The organism is Vibrio sp. QJM3NY_27 (assembly GCF_057785955.1).
Genome location: NZ_CM173512.1, coordinates 1050914 through 1068855 on the forward strand (window position 1 = coordinate 1050914; position 17942 = coordinate 1068855).

The 17942-nt window shown below is 43.2% G+C and carries 16 protein-coding genes; 9 read left to right on the plus strand and 7 right to left on the minus strand.

The annotated features are described in order from the left end of the window. Window positions 1–49 precede the first annotated feature (49 nt). The 3 genes from AC3CIA_RS20365 to AC3CIA_RS20375 all read left to right on the plus strand — a co-directional run bounded on the left by AC3CIA_RS20365 (window position 50) and on the right by AC3CIA_RS20375 (window position 3924). A complete protein-coding gene (locus AC3CIA_RS20365) occupies window positions 50–2404 on the plus strand; it encodes a sulfatase-like hydrolase/transferase (protein WP_488518933.1) in 2355 nt (784 codons plus the stop codon). Between the two features lie 180 nt (window positions 2405–2584). Continuing rightward, the gene (locus AC3CIA_RS20370) at window positions 2585–2896 is read left to right on the plus strand and encodes a hypothetical protein (protein WP_010432893.1); all 312 of its coding nucleotides are present in this window, start codon (window positions 2585–2587) and stop codon (window positions 2894–2896) included. Then, window positions 2893–3924 (plus strand): HlyD family secretion protein, encoded by a 1032-nt coding sequence (locus AC3CIA_RS20375; RefSeq protein WP_473577731.1) that lies wholly within the window; start codon window positions 2893–2895, stop codon window positions 3922–3924. Before AC3CIA_RS20370 ends, AC3CIA_RS20375 begins: the two co-directional genes overlap by 4 nt. 76 nt (window positions 3925–4000) lie before the next feature. Here AC3CIA_RS20375 and AC3CIA_RS20380 read toward each other — a convergent pair whose 3' ends face one another. The 6 genes from AC3CIA_RS20380 to AC3CIA_RS20405 all read right to left on the minus strand — a co-directional run bounded on the left by AC3CIA_RS20380 (window position 4001) and on the right by AC3CIA_RS20405 (window position 11508). Next, a complete protein-coding gene (locus tag AC3CIA_RS20380) occupies window positions 4001–5134 on the minus strand; it encodes a lipocalin-like domain-containing protein (RefSeq protein WP_488518934.1) in 1134 nt (377 codons plus the stop codon). After that, window positions 5134–7680, minus strand: coding sequence for an ABC transporter permease (locus tag AC3CIA_RS20385; RefSeq protein ID WP_488519647.1), 2547 nt, complete (start codon window positions 7678–7680; stop codon window positions 5134–5136). The genes AC3CIA_RS20380 and AC3CIA_RS20385 overlap by 1 nt, the downstream gene beginning before the upstream one ends. Before the next feature lie 8 nt (window positions 7681–7688). Continuing rightward, a complete protein-coding gene (locus AC3CIA_RS20390; protein ID WP_488518935.1) occupies window positions 7689–8387 on the minus strand; it encodes an ABC transporter ATP-binding protein in 699 nt (232 codons plus the stop codon). 471 nt (window positions 8388–8858) lie between these two features. Beyond that, window positions 8859–9494 (minus strand): protein kinase family protein, encoded by a 636-nt coding sequence (locus AC3CIA_RS20395; RefSeq protein ID WP_488518936.1) that lies wholly within the window; start codon window positions 9492–9494, stop codon window positions 8859–8861. A gap of 539 nt (window positions 9495–10033) precedes the next feature. Further along, window positions 10034–10648 (minus strand): DsbA family protein, encoded by a 615-nt coding sequence (locus tag AC3CIA_RS20400; protein ID WP_488518937.1) that lies wholly within the window; start codon window positions 10646–10648, stop codon window positions 10034–10036. Continuing rightward, on the minus strand, window positions 10642–11508 hold the full coding sequence (locus tag AC3CIA_RS20405; protein WP_102338690.1) for an MBL fold metallo-hydrolase: 867 nt from the start codon (window positions 11506–11508) through the stop codon (window positions 10642–10644). Before AC3CIA_RS20405 ends, AC3CIA_RS20400 begins: the two co-directional genes overlap by 7 nt. A 113-nt stretch (window positions 11509–11621) precedes the next feature. Between AC3CIA_RS20405 and AC3CIA_RS20410 the strand changes: the two genes are divergently transcribed. From AC3CIA_RS20410 to AC3CIA_RS20420, 3 genes are all read left to right on the plus strand, one after another. After that, window positions 11622–12509 (plus strand): LysR family transcriptional regulator, encoded by an 888-nt coding sequence (locus AC3CIA_RS20410; RefSeq protein WP_016796941.1) that lies wholly within the window; start codon window positions 11622–11624, stop codon window positions 12507–12509. Between the two features lie 277 nt (window positions 12510–12786). Further along, window positions 12787–12966: a type 2 periplasmic-binding domain-containing protein gene (locus tag AC3CIA_RS20415; RefSeq protein WP_371963902.1), complete on the plus strand. Its 180-nt coding sequence runs from the start codon at window positions 12787–12789 to the stop codon at window positions 12964–12966. A gap of 525 nt (window positions 12967–13491) precedes the next feature. Next, window positions 13492–13914, plus strand: coding sequence for an HTH-like domain-containing protein (locus tag AC3CIA_RS20420; RefSeq protein WP_203498367.1), 423 nt, complete (start codon window positions 13492–13494; stop codon window positions 13912–13914). Between the two features lie 127 nt (window positions 13915–14041). On the opposite strand, the gene AC3CIA_RS20425 is transcribed toward AC3CIA_RS20420, so the two are convergent. Then, window positions 14042–15241, minus strand: coding sequence for an IS4 family transposase (locus AC3CIA_RS20425; protein WP_488518938.1), 1200 nt, complete (start codon window positions 15239–15241; stop codon window positions 14042–14044). A 138-nt stretch (window positions 15242–15379) separates the two neighbouring features. Between AC3CIA_RS20425 and AC3CIA_RS20430 the strand changes: the two genes are divergently transcribed. From AC3CIA_RS20430 to AC3CIA_RS20440, 3 genes are all read left to right on the plus strand, one after another. Beyond that, window positions 15380–16132 (plus strand): DUF2971 domain-containing protein, encoded by a 753-nt coding sequence (locus AC3CIA_RS20430; protein ID WP_045407183.1) that lies wholly within the window; start codon window positions 15380–15382, stop codon window positions 16130–16132. 472 nt (window positions 16133–16604) lie between these two features. Further along, window positions 16605–17519, plus strand: a complete 915-nt coding sequence (locus tag AC3CIA_RS20435) for a hypothetical protein (RefSeq protein WP_488518939.1) — start codon at window positions 16605–16607, stop codon at window positions 17517–17519. Between the two features lie 157 nt (window positions 17520–17676). Further along, window positions 17677–17877, plus strand: coding sequence for a hypothetical protein (locus tag AC3CIA_RS20440; protein WP_108196711.1), 201 nt, complete (start codon window positions 17677–17679; stop codon window positions 17875–17877). Window positions 17878–17942 lie beyond the last annotated feature (65 nt).

A 17942-nucleotide genomic window follows, 5' to 3' on the forward strand; every position in this document is an offset into this window, starting at 1 on the left:
TAGCACAACAGGTAGACCGGAGTTAATTCCTGTTCTCAAAGGTGTCCGAATGAAAAAGCTTAGTGCCATCATGATGTCTTGTTTTGCTGCGGGTTCTGTCGCACAAGAGGTCTTACCGTTTCCTAGTCAGCCATCGACCTCGGTGGCCAAACATACTCTTGCTGAATCTACTCATAACAAGCGTCCTATTTCCAACCATCTACCTGAAGATGCTCCTAATATCGTCATCGTGATGATCGATGATGTCGGCCCAGGTCAAACGTCGACTTACGGCGGTCCAATCAATACGCCTACGTTAGATGAAATCTCTGGTGAAGGTATTTCCTACAACCGTTTTCACTCGACAGCGATGTGTTCGCCTACACGAGCTTCGTTGCTTACTGGCCGAAACCATCACCGTGTTGGCGCAGGTGTTATTGCGGAATACGCTAACGATTGGGATGGTTATGCAGGGGTGATCCCGAAAACCAGTGCGACCTTTCCTGAAGTACTTAAAAACTACGGTTATTCAACCTCTGCTTTTGGTAAATGGCACAACACTCACCCTTTAGATTCCACAGCTGCCGGGCCTTTTGACAACTGGCCTACGGGTTATGGTTTTGAATATTTCTATGGGTTTGTTGGTGCTGGTGCATCTCAATATGAACCGACTATGGTGGAAAACACCACGTTTGTTGATCCAGAAAAAATCCACCGCGAAGGTTATCACATGAGTGAAGATCTTGCGGAACAAGCGATCAAATGGATGCGTCAGCACAAGTCTCTGCAGCCTGACAAACCTTTCATGATGTATTGGTCTAGTGGTGCGGCACACGGCCCTCACCATGTAACCAAAGAATGGGCTGATAAGTACAAGGGCAAATTCGACGCTGGTTGGGATGAATACAGAAAAGACGTATACGAAAAAGCCAAGGAAATGGGCTGGATTCCTGAAAACGCGCAGCTAACACCAAGGCCAGAAAGTATGCCTGCGTGGGACGATGTACCTGAAGATGAAAAAGCATTCCAAGCACGTTTAATGGAAGTGTACGCCGGCTTCATTGAGCATACCGACGCTCAGGTTGGTCGTTTGGTCGATGAAATCGATGAGCTTGGCTACAAAGACAACACTGTCTTCTTCTACTTGTGGGGTGACAATGGCGCGTCATCGGAAGGGCAAAATGGCACGCTGGCTGAATTGCTCGCTCAAAACGCCATTCCAACCACGACAAAGCAACAAATTGAAGCGATGAACAAGGTCGGTTCAATTGATGAGTTAGGCGGTCCTAAATTCGAGAACATGGCGCATGCGGCATGGGCTTGGGCAGGCAGCTCACCTTATAAATCAACCAAGTTAGTTGCGGCTCATTTTGGTGGAACACGTCAACCTCTTGCGGTGCGTTGGCCGGCGAAAATTGAACCCGATGCGACGCCACGTTCGCAATTTCACCACGTTAACGACATCGCGCCTACTATCTACGACATCTTAGACATTACACCACCTAAAGTGGTCAACGGTCATGTTCAAGATGAAATCGATGGTAAAAGCATGACTTATTCGTTTGACGATGCGGATGCGAAAGGGCAGAAGAAAACCCAATACTTTGAGATCTTAGGCAGTCGCGGTATCTATCATGATGGTTGGTTTGCGAGTGCGTTTGGGCCAAGAGCACCTTGGGTTCAAGGTATGCCCGAAGGTTTTAGAGAGTGGAGTCCTGAGACGGATAAATGGGAGCTATACCACATTGATGAGGACTGGTCTCAAGCGGTTGATCTGGCTGATAAGTACCCTGAAAAACTGGAAGAAATGAAGGCGATTTTCAAGCAAGAAGCGCAGGATAACAAAGCATTCCCGATTGGTGGATCATTATGGTCTACTGCAGCACACAGCCCGCAAGATGCGCCAGAGAGTAAATATACGCAATGGACGTATCCTGATGAAATCACCAGAATCCCTGAAATTGCAGCACCAAAAGTCGGCAACCGTTCTACGCTCGTCGAGTTTGATGCGGTGGTTACTCCTGATACGAATGGTGTGCTCTACGCGGTCGGTGCATTCTCAGGTGGTATGACGGTGTACGTGAAAGACGGAAAGCTTAACTATGAGTACAACCTGTTTTTGATGGAACACACACATATCCAATCTGAGAAAGTGTTACCAGAAGGTGAAGTGACGATAGAAGTTGAATCTAAAGCCACTAAGCCGGGGCCGTTTACGCCTTTCGATATCACCATCAAGGTGAATGGTGAAACGTTCGCCTCTGGTGTGGTTCCAAAAACAGCGCCTTCGTTCTTCTCATTCAATGATGGGTTTGATATTGGCTCTGATTTAGGCTCGCCAGTATCACAAGCTTATTATGATGATATGCCGTTCAAATTTGACGGAAAAATCAAAGAAGTTCGTGTTAAGTACCTAGAACAATAAAGTGTATGCCGTCTATTGATACCGATGACAATGGGTATTGATAGACGGCTTTTTTTGTTCATTCCGGGCTCAGTACTTAAGTGCGTAAGTACATAAGTACATAAGTACATAAGTGCTTAAGTGATTGGAATAGTCCCAATGGCTTTGCCTTAGAGACGGGATGATAATTTAGGAAATCGTATGAAGATTCATCCAACTACCTTAGTTTACGATGCGTATCCTTCGGTCTACAACATTCTAGAATCGACATTGTTCATGTGGTTCATTGTGGCAGTCACGTTGGGCATCCTTGTATGGACATTGAGCAAGCTATGGTATGTCCATTCTATTCCCAAACACCTTGCTAAAGAGCGTGGTTTGGCTCAGGCCAAGTTGATTTTTTGGCTGTGCATATTGGGCATGTTTTACAAACCGCTCTGGATTATTGCGGTGCTCGCGATTGTGACGGACTGGGATAAATTACAACAGTGGATTAGAGGCGCTTCGCAATGAAAGAGATCATGCTCCCCTACATATTAGTGGTTTGGTTGTTATTCAAATTTAATGTACTCAAACGAACCCCTAAGAATTACTTTGTGTCTGTTGTGATTGGCTTGCTGTTACTGGTGAGTTTGTTTGTCGGCCATCGTTTCTATTCTCCGATTGATTTGACCAATTCAACCACTGTCAAAGCACCTCATGCAGTACTCTCTCCAGCGCTTGGCCAACATATCGACAAAATATACGTTGACCATAATCGCGATGTGAAAAAGGGCGAAGTGCTTTACACTCTCAAAGATGATCTGATCTCTGCGTCGATTTCTGAGGTTGATTCTGGTCTGATTGAAATTGATAGAACCATTGAAGCTCAAGAAGTGAAAGTGGCCCAAGCTAAGCGAAACCTATCGCGTAACCAGAACTTAGAGCAACATGTTAGCCTTAAAGAGTTAGAAGAAACTCAAGACAACGTTGAGTTTTTTATGGCTGAGTTGAACGTGTTGCACGCCAAGAAAGATGGCTTGCTCGCTAAGAAACAAAGTTTGATGTTTGACCTTGACCGTCTTACGGTTCGAGCGCCATTTAATGGCATGATCACTCATGTTTTTATTGCTGATGGATCTCGAGTTGGTTCTCTGCATGTGTGGGATACATCGAAGAAATTTGTCGAAATGCGTATCCCTGATCAAGCGTTTGCCAATATCGAAAAAGGTCAGTTTAGTGAGTTCTTTATTGATACATTTCCGGGGCAAATTTTCCGCTCTCGAGTTCACAGCAAAGTAAAAGCAACCGGTGAGGCTCAAGGAAATTTACTCCCACAAGAGCAGCGAGTTTCGGCACACATTCAAAGGGGCTCTCCAGCAATTGGTCGAACCGTTATTTTAGAAATTGATGAAGAAACGATGAAAAAAATACCCATTGGCGCGACAGGCTCAGCATGGATCAGTGCGTCTAAGCCTTACCCTATACTCGGTTTTATAGACATCATTGGTGGGGCCACTTTACGTCTTGCGTCTGTTAAATCGTATCTATTGGCTATTTAATCTCTTTCATTTGTTAACTTTGAATAGAGTGATGAAGCAGCATAAAGGCGGATAGTTCTTTACGCTGCTTTTTTGATTAATACCCCGTCAACTCCATGTAGCCTGTACCAGAGTGAGTTCCTTCAATTAAGACTGGGCCTTCCCAATAGGGAACCGACAGCGGCATTTTGGCATTTGGATTCAGAGCTGAAACGGTCAGTTCGATTTGTTGAGTTGGAATTGAAACTTGCCATTTTGTTGGGTAGTCACTTCCATCGATTTCCGTTTGCTTGATGGCGGTTAAGTTGATGTCTTGTTGCTTAATCGCGATGCCAGAGCCATCTTGCTGCATTAACCTTGCATGGGAATAACTGGCTTCACCTGTTGCTGAGTTTCGCAGTTGGAACACGACTAAGCTAGTTTCATCACTCAGCCTTAGTGCAAACCAATCCCAACCTTGTTGCGAGTCGAGTAAGAACTGTGAGCTCCATTCTCTGTCGATCCAGCCTTTGCCGGAAACCTGATGCGTCACGCCATCAATCGTCACTTCGCCTGATACATCGATGAATGGTTGGCTGTAGTAGTAGGAAGCCACTTTGCCATCGCTACTTTTAGTGCTGTAGCCTTGTTCGCCTTGCTTTTGATAAGGTGCGTTGTTGGTTAACTTAAGCGAGTATCCAAATTGATCCGAGTTAGCGACCAATGTAGCTGGGAATAGGTCATCGGTCGTCGACGTCCATTGCCAATCATCGAGATAAACACGAAACGGCGAATCGCTAACACTCGCAAGTTCAGCTTGGTCACGTGACCATTTTTCATCGGCGTAGTGTTTGTCTTTGGTGGTGACTGCGCTGTGTGCCATGTAGATTTGCTGACTTTGCCACGTAGTTTCCTTAGTGCTATTCGAGCTATCCTTTGGGGCAGCCGCGAAGCGGAATTGTGTCCATTGTACGCCGAGAGCATTGCCATTCTCATCGATAAGGTTAGCGGTTAAATACCACCATTCATGACGAAAACTTGGGTGTGCTTGGTGGTCGGCAGGGAAGGTGATGTTGATACCTTTTACTACCGGAGAAAATTGCGCTTGATCGATTGCCGTTTCATTCTCGGTTTGTGTTTCAGTACCGAGTATCGAACCCATATTTTGAGCTGATGGTTGAGTAGACTCGTCGCACCCTAAAAGGAGCAAGATGCCAAATGTGAGAAGGAAAACTCTTATTGGTCGATTCATCACAACACCTCGCTCTGTAAACTGGATACCACGGGTTTGCTGACCAAATGCCACAGTGGAATCAAGGTCGCAAACACAGCCACTAAAATGGTGATGGCTGCGATGCTGAGTGCGTCACTCCAATTCCATACGTAATTTAAACTCCAACCAAAGGCGCGCAGGGTGACAATGTCCGTCAATACATAACCGACCATAGCGCCGAGTGGTAAGGCGATAATCAGAGTAAAGGTGACCAGAACTACGATTTGCCCGATCACCATCGCCATCAATTTTTGCTGGCTAACGCCGAGCGCATACAACCTTGCAATAGCGGCTTTGCGTGCATCGAGTAACATGAAACAGGCGCAGAACAACCCAATCACCGCGACCATTAATGTGACGCCATTAAGCGCCCGAGTGATGGCAAAGGTTTGTGAGAAGATATCCAAAGCGATCGATTTGATCTGTGCTTGATCGTAAAGCTGGCTAGGGTGCAAATTGAGTTGTTGGCGTAGCTGTTCATATACCACTTGTGGGTCGCCAGAGACTTTTATCCCTAAGCTAGTGGGTAGGTCAGTAAAGCCGCTTTCAAGCCATAAATCAGGTGCAAGCAACACTTCACCATTCGGTGAGCCGTAATCGTGGAAAATCGCCCCGACGATGAGTGTTTTGTCTTGGAGCGCATCGAGCTTGAGTCGGCTTTCTAGGGACAAGCCTAGCTTCACAGCAGTCGGTTCGCTGATCGCCACCACCTCACCTTGGTAAAAGCGCTGCCAGAAGTCATCAACGCGGGATTGGAACACTATGGTTTGCTCAAGTGTGTCTTTGTCTTTAGTGCCGAGCAAAGTCGGTAAGCCCTGCAAGTTATCGTCGACATAATATTGCTTATAAACGGTTTCAACATTTTCAAACTGCTCTAACGCACGTTCCACATTCGCGATTTCAGCTTGGGCAGGGCTAACATAAATATCGGCGTGTAAGCGCTGTTCAAGCCATTGTTTTAACGTGGATTCAAAGCTACCGACTAAGGTATTCATCCCGATATTGGCGGTGACGGCGAGAAGCAATGCCATCATGGCAAGGGAGAGAGGGGAGATAAGTTCACGCAGCTCAGCAAATAGATATTGTATCAACCCCGATTGGGTGCGTTTTTCGCTCCAATTCGCTAGCACGCTGAGCGTTTTGGGGAGATACAAGGGAATCGACACCACTAACACACCGAGCCATGCCATGGTGAAGCGGTGGTGTTCGCTCAGCCATAACCCTGCTAACGCGACAATGGTTAATACTGACCCGATAACAAACAGCTGATTTTCGTTAGACGTTTCCGGCGCTTGATAGAAACCGCCATGGGAAGAGAGGGGTTGTCGTACCCGCTGTTTAAAGTGCTGCCAACACGCGACAAGCGTTGCGGCCAGCGTGAGTAGCAGTGCCTGCACTAACCATTGCCACTGCCATGTGCCGGGAAGCAGTGTTGCACCATAAAGTTGCTCAAGCGTTATCGTGACGGTTGGATGTAGCCAATGGCTGAGTTGAATGCCGAGAATGAAACCAAGCGACGCGCCCAGTGTGACTAAAACAGTCAGCTCGACTAACAGAGCTGAAAACACGATGCCCGGCGAAATCCCAGCTTGTTGAATTTGCACCAACAGCCGATTACGTTTCAGCAAACTGTATTTCACACCGTTGTAAGCGATGAATAGGCCAACCAAAAACGCCAACAAACTCATGGCGGTGAGGTTAAGGTGAAAGCTATCGGTAATTGAACCGAGATCTGTGCTTTGGTTGTTGGAAATCCATTGCCCTTGCTCGCCTATGAGGCTCTGCCATTTATCTTGAGTATTACTCTTAGTGTCGCTCTTAGTGTCGCTCTTGGTGTCAAAAACAGCGATGTAGCTCAGTTGCCCTTGCTTGTTAAGCAGTTGCTGAGCGAATCCAATATCCATCAACATTCTGCTGCCCAGTTGCCATTCATCGGGCAGCACTACCACTTGGGTGAGTACTTCATCCAAAGTGAGCGTGTCCACTTCGTCCAAACTCTGGTGCTGAGATTGACTCATCATCACAATGGGTTCACCCGCTAAGAGTTGCGGCAAAGGTAAGACATTGTCGAACAGGGAAATGTTTGGCTCTTTGGTTTGAGTATTGCTTTTCTCGTCGACGCGAGCGTGACGATTTCTTGAAGTGAGGGCGGCGATCAACTCACTGCCTTGAACTGACCAGCGTCGGCCTTGTTCGTCTCTTACTCGCCCTTCTATAACGGGTAGCGCTGCGCTTAATCCACTTTGTCTTAAGTTGAAGTAGAGCGATTCCGGCAAATAGTTTTGCCCTGCTGGTGGAATGATAAGGTTTTGTGCTTGGGCGCTAAGTTGCTCGGTCGATTCTGCATAACTGCGCTTGGCATTGAGGTTGATGGCTTGCACGGCGACAAACAAGGTGACCGCTAGCACAATGCCGATCAGAATCGCTGCGGCTTGCAAAGGTGATTGACGATAGTGCGCCGCGAATAGATTCAACGTCAGTTTAGTATGGGTGAGCTGGTTCTGTGCGAAGCCAGTTTGCTTCATCGAATGGTTCACAAGGCTGCTGCTCTTAGGGTTAGATCTGCGTTCCTTAAACAACCATCATCTAACACCAATTTTGTCTGCATAAAGTTGGCACATTCCGGGCTGTGCGTAACCAAAAGCACGGCAGTGTTGCCTTGTGTAGTGATTTCACTCAGCAGCTTCATTACCTCAATGCCTGCTTTGTGGTCGAGGTTGCCTGTGGGTTCATCGGCAAGCAATAGTTTGGGTTTATGGGCTAGCGCACGCGCTATTGCGACTCGTTGTTGCTGACCGCCAGAGAGTGCGGATACATGTCTTTCGAGTAGCTCGCTGATGCCTAATGCCTCAACCAAATAGTCACACCAGCCACTCCATTTCTGTTGATTTAAATGGAGAGGGAAGGCGATGTTTTGTTTTACGTTGAGTGGGGTTAGTAAGTTGAACTGTTGAAAGATAACCCCCAATTTTTGATGGCGGAATCGACTCCATTGTGGATCTTTCCAATTTGATGTGTTCTCGCCATCGAGCCACAACTCGCCACCAGATAGAGGTTCAAACCCCGCAATGATGTTCAGCAGAGTACTCTTTCCACTGCCACTCGCCCCTGTCAAAGCCACGCTTGCCTCTGTCGCCAAAGCGAAGTCGACACCTTCCAATACGTGATGGGTATCTTTGCCATCAACAAAGCTTTTGCTGGCATGTGTGAGTGTGACAATTGGGCTTTCCATTTCCTTTCCTTATAACCAAAACTTACCATCAAAAGGTGTCGTTACTTGTGGCAATTACTGAAGCGACAAGCTCTATAAAACTGTAGACAACAATTTCAAACAACAGAGCGATTTATATCGAATTATTAATAACTTGTACTTCAAAAAGAGGGAAATAGATCAGTGTGGGGGGAGAATACAGTTGGTGGTGGGAGCTTAGAGTCACCTCGGAGGCTTTGAATTTTTCGTCAGACGGTTCGTGATCTCGTTTAAGTGCAATAAATCATGGCTCAAATTATTAAACGTTTTATTTATGAAAGCGGGGTGGGTTGGTGATCACAACGAGCTAGCCATCGTGACTAACTCAGAGCTGCCCCATTGCAAGTTTCAGCACCTTGGAAGATCTATAAGCAAAACTTATTCGATAAACTTTATTCGCTTTAGCGCGTACTGAAAACTCGCTTAACCTAGTATTGAGTAAGATAGTGGAAATCATCTAACTCTGAATGCAAAATTAGTGGACTTAGTCATCACTTTTATTTGGCTTAAATAGTTTCGAACAGAATTTTTTAAAGGCTTCAATTTGGTTAGGTTATTTCTCGACCATAACAGTTTTTTGAATATTTCGGATTCACTTGTTGTTAATTCTTGTGGTTGATGGGCCATTATCAAGCGCAACAGATTGTATTGGTTAACTTTTAGTGCGGCGTACCAAATTGGAGAGTAACGAAAACCTCTGAAGGATACTCTCTCAAAGTCAACCATACCCAAGTTACCATCTTCATCAACAATAAAATCACGTAACGGCATTGCATGACGGGAAATACCGTTTGCATTTAATTCATGCACTAACTTTCTCAATTGATAAACCTGTGATTCAGTGAGTGTCTCAGGCCGTTTTCCGCTGATTCTCGACATGACAATTTGTAGTAAATCGTCATCACACTCAGAAACTTGTGGGAAGCCTTTCTTTTCGAGTAGAAGATTGAGTGCTCTCTTTTCTCTTGTATACCGTTGTTGTGAGTTACGACCTTTCTTGAAAGTTTTTATAACAACATCATCATGAATTTCAACACGCATTTTTGAAGTTTCGTAAACTCCATCAATTACCACTTTACTTGATAACAAAACAGGCCTCCCAAAAAAGAAAATATCAACTGACTTAAAGGTTACTACCTTATAAATTCAGTTAATAATCTCTTAAGTAGGATATGGTCCTCTGTATTGGGTTATTCTAAAGCCCCTAGTTTATGCTGAGATCTCTACTTATGGCTTGTGGTGTTGTGGAACAGCTAATTTGGCCACTAGGTTAGATATTTTTCGATACCTAAGATAATCCGTTAAATCCTAATTTAGAAATGACGCTAACAAGCTTTTGTCCACCTTCGATTCAGCAAGGTCTTTGCTGAATCATCTTTGTCCATTTAAGTGTTTGATCAATATACCACCGATAGACTTCATCATTAGTTTTGTTTCAAGTTTATTATTTCAGGCTACCCTTGGTGGTGAACGGAAACCCCCAGAAGCTATCATATGTGGCATCTGCAAAAAATACTTAAGATGCATAATCATCTGGTTGAAAGAAGTTCGCGCCGCAATTTCATTTGCGTCACGAACATTATGAGTGGGGCTTTATACACTATCTGTTAACGCAAGGTCGCGTTTAGTTAAATTTCTAATAATGTCTTCCATTGCTCTGTTCGGCCATAAAACTCGGTATGAGGCAACCTCTTAAATTCCCCATTGTCTTCAATCATAAGTGTTGGGTAACCCTGAACGCCCAATCGGGTCATCATTTGATGGCTAATATCGATTTCGGCGTCTTCTAAGGGTTCCCCTGTTTGCATTTTCTCTCGCCATAACTGTTGGTCGAGCCCTAATTGAACAGCCAACTCTTCCAAACTGCTAAGAGTATTGACAGCTTTCCCTTCAATGTAGTGTGCTTTTTGTATTGCTTTTAACATGTCAAATGGAGCAAGCCCTAAAGATTCTCCAACAAGAATTGCCCGAGTAGGAAGATAAGAGTCCAGAACAAGTTGCTCATTATCTGCTACACGTTCGATATAATCCTGTCCGAACTGAGCATTGGTCTGTTCACTAATTCGTCGGTCACTATTTAAAATATGCTGACGAAACGATGGTGCTATCAATTTTGCTGGAAGCATCCCTCCGGAGTGCATTACTAACTGATACTTACTGCTGCTTGCAATTAATTCTACCAATGGAGTCGCGCCATAGCACCACCCACACATAGGATCATAGAAGTAGTGAATAGTTACCATGTCATCTCTCCCATATGAACTTTCGCACCAATGCTTAAAGCAATAGGTAACTTCGAGCCTTTGTATTTCTCAGACATTTTTTCAATGAGTTGTTCGCTATTTTTACTGTTCTTTTTTGACTCACTGAAATCTTCAAGATACTGCAAAGAGTAGTTAATGGATTCAACGTTTAACGCAGTTCCCGATTTCATATGTCCCGGAATAACCGTTTCCGGTTGTAAAGCTTGCATCTCCTTAAGTTGCTCACTCCATGCATTTTGACTCTGCTCGGTTTGCGTATCTGCAGTCCAAAGATGCAAATTTCCAAATATTGCTATGTTACCTAATATTGTTTTACTTGAAGGAATCCATAAGTATGGGCGGTGCGGTAAAATGCCATCCGTACCTTTTATCTCAATCTTGTGTCCTTCCAAAATAAGACTTGTCGCCTCTATTGCTTTAGGAATATAAGGCGTAACAGGTGCATTGCTGCCCATTCTAGGACTCCACACCTTGAGTTTGGAAGGCAGTTTCTTTTCTATGACTTCCTTTACCGCAGGCGTTGTCACAATATCTGCATCGGGAAACAAGGTGTGTAATACTTCAGCGCCAAAATAGAAGTCAGGGTCGGCCTGACTAATGAAAATAGTTTTTAATTCTTTGCCCGTATCCTGTATTTTGGCTGCAATTCGCAGAGCATCTGCTTTAGTAAAGCCAGTATCTATCAGCATTACCTCACTCTCTCCAACAATCAATGTTGAGTTGGCGTGGAAGCTGTTTTCGTCTGCGTTATAAACATCAAAAGTCAGTGTCGTTTGCTCTGTGGCAAAGGCGCTACCTGCGACTAAGATGGATGCGGCTAATAGGCTGATTCTTTTCATGACTTGCTCCGTAAATTATATGGCTTGTTTTGATGTGATAAATCATAAATTATTGACATGATCTGAAAAACATACAAAATCAAACATCATTATTTCTTAATTCGAGCAAATAAATGGATAAATTAACCGCTGCAAAAGTATTTGTTGATATTGCTCAATCAGGCAGTTTTACCGCTACGGCTGACAGACTTGAGATGTCTCGCCCTATGGTGACACGTTATGTTGAAGCTATGGAGAAGTGGTTAAACGCCCGTTTACTACACCGAACAACCCGAAAGGTAACGCTCACAACGACCGGAGAGCGGTGTTTAAAGGAAGTTGAGGTTTGGCTTGAGCAAGCGAACGGGTTAGTCGCTTTAAGTGATAATAGTGAAGAGCTAACTGGGATAGTACGAGTTGCGACAAGTATGTCATTCGGGTTTTCGCAGCTTGTCCCTGCGCTTTTGAATTTCATGGCTATGCATCCCAAAGTCCATGTCGATATCGACCTACAGGATTCAGTCGCTGACCTAACAGAAAAGCAAATTGATCTTGCGCTTAGAATTGCTTCTAATCCGGAACCATCTTTGATTGGTAAACCGATAGCCATTTGCGAATCGGTACTAGTTGCTTCACCTGCATATTTAGCAAGCAGGAAAGACCTCTCGGAGCCAGAGCAACTGAGTATGCATAACTGTCTGGGGTATAAAAACTTTCAGCGACACGTATGGCACCTCACGAATGGTACTCAACAAAAATCAATAGATGTTGAATGTAAACTAACCGCTAACGAGGCTACGACATTACTCCATGCAGCACTTATTGGTGGAGGTGTCGCCATTCAACCAACCTACTTAGCTAATCAATACATCGAGAGCGGCACATTACAGCCAGTCCTATCAGAGTGGAAACCCGCCGATCTGACAATATATGCGCTCTATTCTTCAAGAAAACATCAATCTCCAACCGTAAGAGCATTAATTGATTATTTGCATGAGTATTTCAAAGACAATCCTTGGTAGAACTTGGGGGTTAGATAGTGGTGGGACAAGAGATTCCTGTCCGCATTCGAAACTTACAATAGCCTATAGGTGGTTTGCGCCTCCCCTCCACATCTAGCAGAACATGTCGCTACTTTATCCCCGAAGACTTACTCGATCACAATTGCTTAACCCACAAACGAATAGACAATGATTGGCTGTTTGTTCCTAAGGTCGGCTCTAACTACGCTCAGCCCGTTAATGTGTGACGGTCACAAGTAACTACTCTGTAAATGATAGTTCCATACTTCTCAATGCCGTGATTAATGGCAAAGGTATATCATGTTTAACATTGCCCTTTATTGTCAACGAAATACAAACTGGGACTTTGACTGTCTTATTGGAGGACTTTAAAATCAAACAATTGGCATATGGGCTCTGTACCCCTCAAGGCAATATCGACCCAAACTATCTCGACACTTTTTGGACTTCTGCATAATTGATGCCCGTAGAGTTACGATACTAGAAGTTATGTGAAAGTTCAGCGTGTCTGATGGTTCGTAACTCAGAATTGTCCAGAGGCTTCATCGATCTGAATTTTGACTCGTGGCACTTTCTAACTTGAAAGTGCCCCAAAATGAGCCATATAGGGATTGAACTCAGGTTCAAACTCAGGAACTTGCCTTACTTTCCCTCATGCCTAGAGTTCTAACTTTGTCCCCAAATTCCTAATCCACTAGACCACTAGACCACTAGAGACTGTTCTTCAAACACAACTACGCACGAATACGTTGTTTAAGTGTTTCTAAGCGATTGAATAGTATAGAACAAAATAGAAGTTCTTGATTGATAACGTGCCTCGAATAGGAGGCAATGTGTGTTTGCACGGTTTTTAACTAGAAATTATATCAAAACTGAATTATATACATAATTTTCAGTTGGTTAGAGAGGGTGCTTAATATATGCTAAATACACCAATTCGTGCTGGCACGATATTAAAATGTTATGTACTTTGGAGGAAAAAGTGGAAATTTGCTCAAACGAGAAATGTGGAAAGGCATTTAAAGTTTTTGTTTCTGGTGCAGGCTTTGTTGGTGGTGAAGAGCTAGAAGATATCGACTGCCCTTACTGCAAACAAACAGTTCGTCGTGAAAGGACAAGCGGAACTTATCTTGAATCTAAGCTGGATGTACATAAAGTTCTCAACGAGTCGAGCTCAATCCGTGATTTTGCGGAGGTTTTGCGTGCCATGTATCAGGATGCTCCCCGCGGTGAGCAGGTGTTAATGATTCATCTGTTTGGTATTAAATTTGGTGACGTAATCCGAACAAAAAGCATAAGTATCAGTACATTAGTCACCGAAGCTAGAATGAGCACAAACTATGTAACTGAGCTAAATAAAGGCATTGGCTTGGCTAAATATGTGCAACTAAAAGAACGTACATAACAAACAATTTAAGAGTGATTCCCCACGCTTGGCACTTTTGGTTTGGGTTTAGTTCAGTGTTTACGGTGTCCAAATTGAGTGCAGTGGTAGCGTGGCTCACACCTTAATTGGGCGCTGACGGATCCCCTCATAATTTCCCTAGTCCTGCGTTGTGTGTGAGCCTTTGATATTCGAACATTCCCCATTGATATTGGGATTCATTAATTTGATATCGCCGATGATTTCGTACCTCTCTCCCTAGACGAGGTATGGATAGAACTCGGCGGTGTTTAATGCTGTTGGCTTGGAAGTCAAAATGCCATTTGGCTTGTACTGCAATGAGGCCATTCCACCACATCAAGATTTCAGCGAGCAACGCAATAAGAAGCAGGATATCCAATCGCTTAGTACAACGAGTTCTGTTGTGACGAAGTGCGATTCCATAGGCGGTACTCTTTAGATCGCGGAAGGCTTCTTCTATTTGCATGCGTTTGGCGTACAGGTTGGTAATTTGTACTTCATTTAAGATATGTCTAGGGACATTGGTCGCGAGTAGCCACGGCTCCTTTGCACTGCGTTGATAGAGATGTGTAGCGGAGTGTTTTTGACTGGTTCTGCTATGGCGTTGGGCTTTTCTGCCTTTTTCTAATCCTTTATAAACATAGGCTTCACAAGATATCGGTGATCTCTTTGCTAATAAGCAGTGGCCAAGATATTTGGGTTTATGGACAGCGTTTGGATAAAAGGTTTTATTTGAGACCCAAGGTTTTTGGGGTTGTTTGATTGATACTTCACCTCGGACACGACCTAACCAAAACCAACCTTTCTCCTGAACTTGGCGGAACCAAGTATTTCTAAAACCCGCATCAGAAACGATGATCGGACTGATTTTATTCGGTAAAATACTCTGCAATTTATCGAGGAATGTTTGGTGACTTTTTGGTGAATTGTATTGGCCATACTCAAAAACTTGCTCAAAGATTGTGATGGCTCGTCCATCAAGTGCAACGGATGCTCTTAACGTCATATAACGAAGTTGTTCACGAACATCAGACCAATCCACAAGGATCACAGGGCATGGGTTAGCGCCCGTTATTAAGTAGGCATGCCATTTATAAATAAGGTCTTTTTCACGATGTAGTTGGCGATTTCCAAGCAGTCTATCAACGCGTTTGATCGCATGTTTTACCGTGGTATTAGTTTCTAGTTTGCGACCTAGTTTAGTCAGCGTTAAGTCTGAGCCGTCAAGTACACTTTTTGTAGCAAGTATCAGAGAACTAACGCGTTTTTTGTGAATGGAGGGGCATTGGTTTTGTATGGTTTGTTGTAGAATCTGAATGTCGCGCATTATTAACCCACTTGTTCGAAATGTGTGTTCAGCGATATTCATTAGATCAAAGACGGCGATGCGCGTCTACCTCGTTGTTTTTACGCCTGATTATGAGGGGATTCGCAAGAATTGGGCGTTATACAAATAGGTGAAAAATTGAAGCTGTACAAATATGTTCCATTTTCAGATGGTTCTAAGAACATCCTATCAAATTGTACTATGAAGTTTTCGTCAGCAGAGGAGTTTAATGATCCATTTGATTGTGTTGTCTCTTATGATGTTGAAAAGTCATTAGAATATGCTTTGTCGAGAACTGATTTACTTGAGAATGCTAAGATGGTTTTTCAAGGGAATGTAGCAGATGAGGGGACAATGCTCGAGAACCTCAAAAGTTCATTGGTGTCCGGAGATTTTACTAAAAGCATGACCTCAAGTTTTGGTATATGTTCTCTTTCTGAGACTTTTGAAAATATCTTAATGTGGTCACACTATGCGGATAATCATAAAGGTTTTGTTGTAGAGTTTGAAACACCAACAAATTTTGCTGAGTTTTTGGAGACGCCTGAATATTTGTTAATTGCATGGGCTGTGCAGTACAAAAGTGATATGCCCAAGGTTACGATGGGAAAGGCTGATGGTTTTGAGGCTCTAGCTGAGCAATTTCTGGTAAAAGCAAAAGATTGGGAATACGAGCAAGAGCATAGGTGTTTAGCTCATATTACAGGTCCTGGAATACATTCTTTTTATCCGAAGTTGATAACAGGTGTTATTGCTGGAGCTAAAATGTCAGATGCAGATTTGAATGAGTTGCAGCTATTAGTTAAGTCGTTTGAACGTAAACATGACGTAAGTCTATCGTTTAAGCGCGCAGTAAAAGCTAAAGAGCAATATCGGTTAGAATTTGTATAACAATCTGTTTATGTTCCAATACAAAAAAAGCCAGTGGGTAAAGTACCTCCACTAGCTTTATTATATGGTGCGGGTTGGGGATTCGAACCCCGGGGACTATCTCGAGAACATCTGTGAATCATATCAAGCAATAACTGAATCTTTGGTTACCCGCAGTACCCCTGAGCCGCACCATTCAATCATCGTATTCAAGTCCATAACTGGAACTCCCATAACTGTACATGCTAAACCTAAAACTGCGCCTGCGTATACAACCAGAGACAAGATACCGCTCGTCAAGTCATCAACGAATGCTGATTCTCTCAATTAGTTTATATTAAGTTCAAAACTCAACATTAAAATTAGTTGCATAACCATAGCATGATTTAGATAATATTCAATGGTTTGTAAGGTGTTGTTAGCGCCAGAACATAACAAACTGTTCAAGAAGGGCGTTAGGTTTATCAGGTTAGTTCTTTATGAAGTTGAAATTATGAATATTGAAAATGAAGTAAAAAAATTTAAAACGCATGTATCAACAATGTCTGAAGAAGAGTCCATGAAGCATTTTTCTGAGCAGCAGAAAGCTTATGATATTGAGTATAAATCTTTCAAAAGCGCATATGATGAAGATAAGTGTTATATGTGTGGTAAGCCATTTTCTAGTATTAGCACTGAAAAACCATGCTTACATTGGCTGTTAAGGCGTTGCAAATTCAAGAAAAAAGACTTTAAGAAAATAAGTGAAGCATTCGATTTTTATCAGATTTCAGCCTATCTAAGGTGGGTGGCTTTTGCTGAATCTGGCGCAAAAAATATTAATAACCTAAAAGAAGAAAGCTCGGATCGTAAAAAATTTGAAGTAACAATTAAGTGGAAAAATATTGAGTGGACTTTAGATTGTTCTCATAATGATTTCGCAGGTCATGCAGGTAGTAAAACAGACTTCCCTCATTGGCATTTTCAAATGCGTATTGATGGCAGGCAGTTTATTAATTTTAATGATTATCACATACAATTCTCAAATAACGACCAACTTAAATTGTCTTTGGAGAATGATCAGGATTCAGGTTTTGAGCATAACTTTGGATATGCTGGGAAAGGTATGCAAGAGGTAATGGATGATATCGCTAAAGACTTTGATGGTCACATGGAGAGTGCAATGTCCGCATCAAATCCTGACGATGGCAGTGTTCATATTCAGTCAATGGTAATGGCTCCTGATGGTGGTATTTCTGGTGAAAAAATAGATGAAGCTTTAGAAATGCACAGAAAAACAGGTAAAACTCTTCAATACTGTTTTTCTAAAGTACTTGAATCAGATGAAAACGTATCTATTAAATCTATAGTCAGCCCTTCGGAAAGTGTTCCTGAGATAGCGAAAAGAACGGAACGCACGCGTAGATAAACCTAACAAAAACATAAAGGTGACGCTCTACACTCGGCGGTTTTGGTTCGGAGTTAAGTGCGCTTTGTAAGTTGGTCGTGGCGCCCCTTGTATTAGGCGTAGTGTGTCAGTGTGGGAATGTAGGTGTTCTTATCTAATATCCAAAGGTGTGTAAATAATGAATAAAGTACATGAACTTCAAAAAATGACTGAAGAAGAACTACTTGAGTATGGTGTGTTGATCGAAACTACAATTAGTTCGCTATTAATCGAATCGAAATCAAGCTCACCAATTAGGTCCAATCAGGCTGGAATGAGACTTGATTCTTGGGATAAGAAACAAAGAGAGTTAAATGACTTCCTATATAAGAAAGGTTAGTTAAAAGTTGGACTTTGAAGAACTAGGTGCGTGTCTTTATCGTGGGCTAATGGATATCGAAGGTG

Bases quoted from the DNA above. Each gene is read 5' to 3' on its own strand.
- AC3CIA_RS20365 (WP_488518933.1), top strand. From the start codon at position 50: ATGAAAAAGCTTAGTGCCATCATGATGTCTTGTTTTGCTGCGGGTTCT.
- AC3CIA_RS20440 (WP_108196711.1), top strand. From the start codon at position 17,677: ATGAATAAAGTACATGAACTTCAAAAAATGACTGAAGAAGAACTACTT.
- AC3CIA_RS20390 (WP_488518935.1), bottom strand. From the start codon at position 8,387: ATGGAAAGCCCAATTGTCACACTCACACATGCCAGCAAAAGCTTTGTT.
- AC3CIA_RS20385 (WP_488519647.1), bottom strand. From the start codon at position 7,680: ATGAAGCAAACTGGCTTCGCACAGAACCAGCTCACCCATACTAAACTG.
- AC3CIA_RS20410 (WP_016796941.1), top strand. From the start codon at position 11,622: ATGGATAAATTAACCGCTGCAAAAGTATTTGTTGATATTGCTCAATCA.
- AC3CIA_RS20435 (WP_488518939.1), top strand. From the start codon at position 16,605: ATGAATATTGAAAATGAAGTAAAAAAATTTAAAACGCATGTATCAACA.
- AC3CIA_RS20400 (WP_488518937.1), bottom strand. From the start codon at position 10,648: ATGGTAACTATTCACTACTTCTATGATCCTATGTGTGGGTGGTGCTAT.
- AC3CIA_RS20370 (WP_010432893.1), top strand. From the start codon at position 2,585: ATGAAGATTCATCCAACTACCTTAGTTTACGATGCGTATCCTTCGGTC.
- AC3CIA_RS20380 (WP_488518934.1), bottom strand. From the start codon at position 5,134: ATGAATCGACCAATAAGAGTTTTCCTTCTCACATTTGGCATCTTGCTC.
- AC3CIA_RS20375 (WP_473577731.1), top strand. From the start codon at position 2,893: ATGAAAGAGATCATGCTCCCCTACATATTAGTGGTTTGGTTGTTATTC.
- AC3CIA_RS20425 (WP_488518938.1), bottom strand. From the start codon at position 15,241: ATGCGCGACATTCAGATTCTACAACAAACCATACAAAACCAATGCCCC.
- AC3CIA_RS20405 (WP_102338690.1), bottom strand. From the start codon at position 11,508: ATGAAAAGAATCAGCCTATTAGCCGCATCCATCTTAGTCGCAGGTAGC.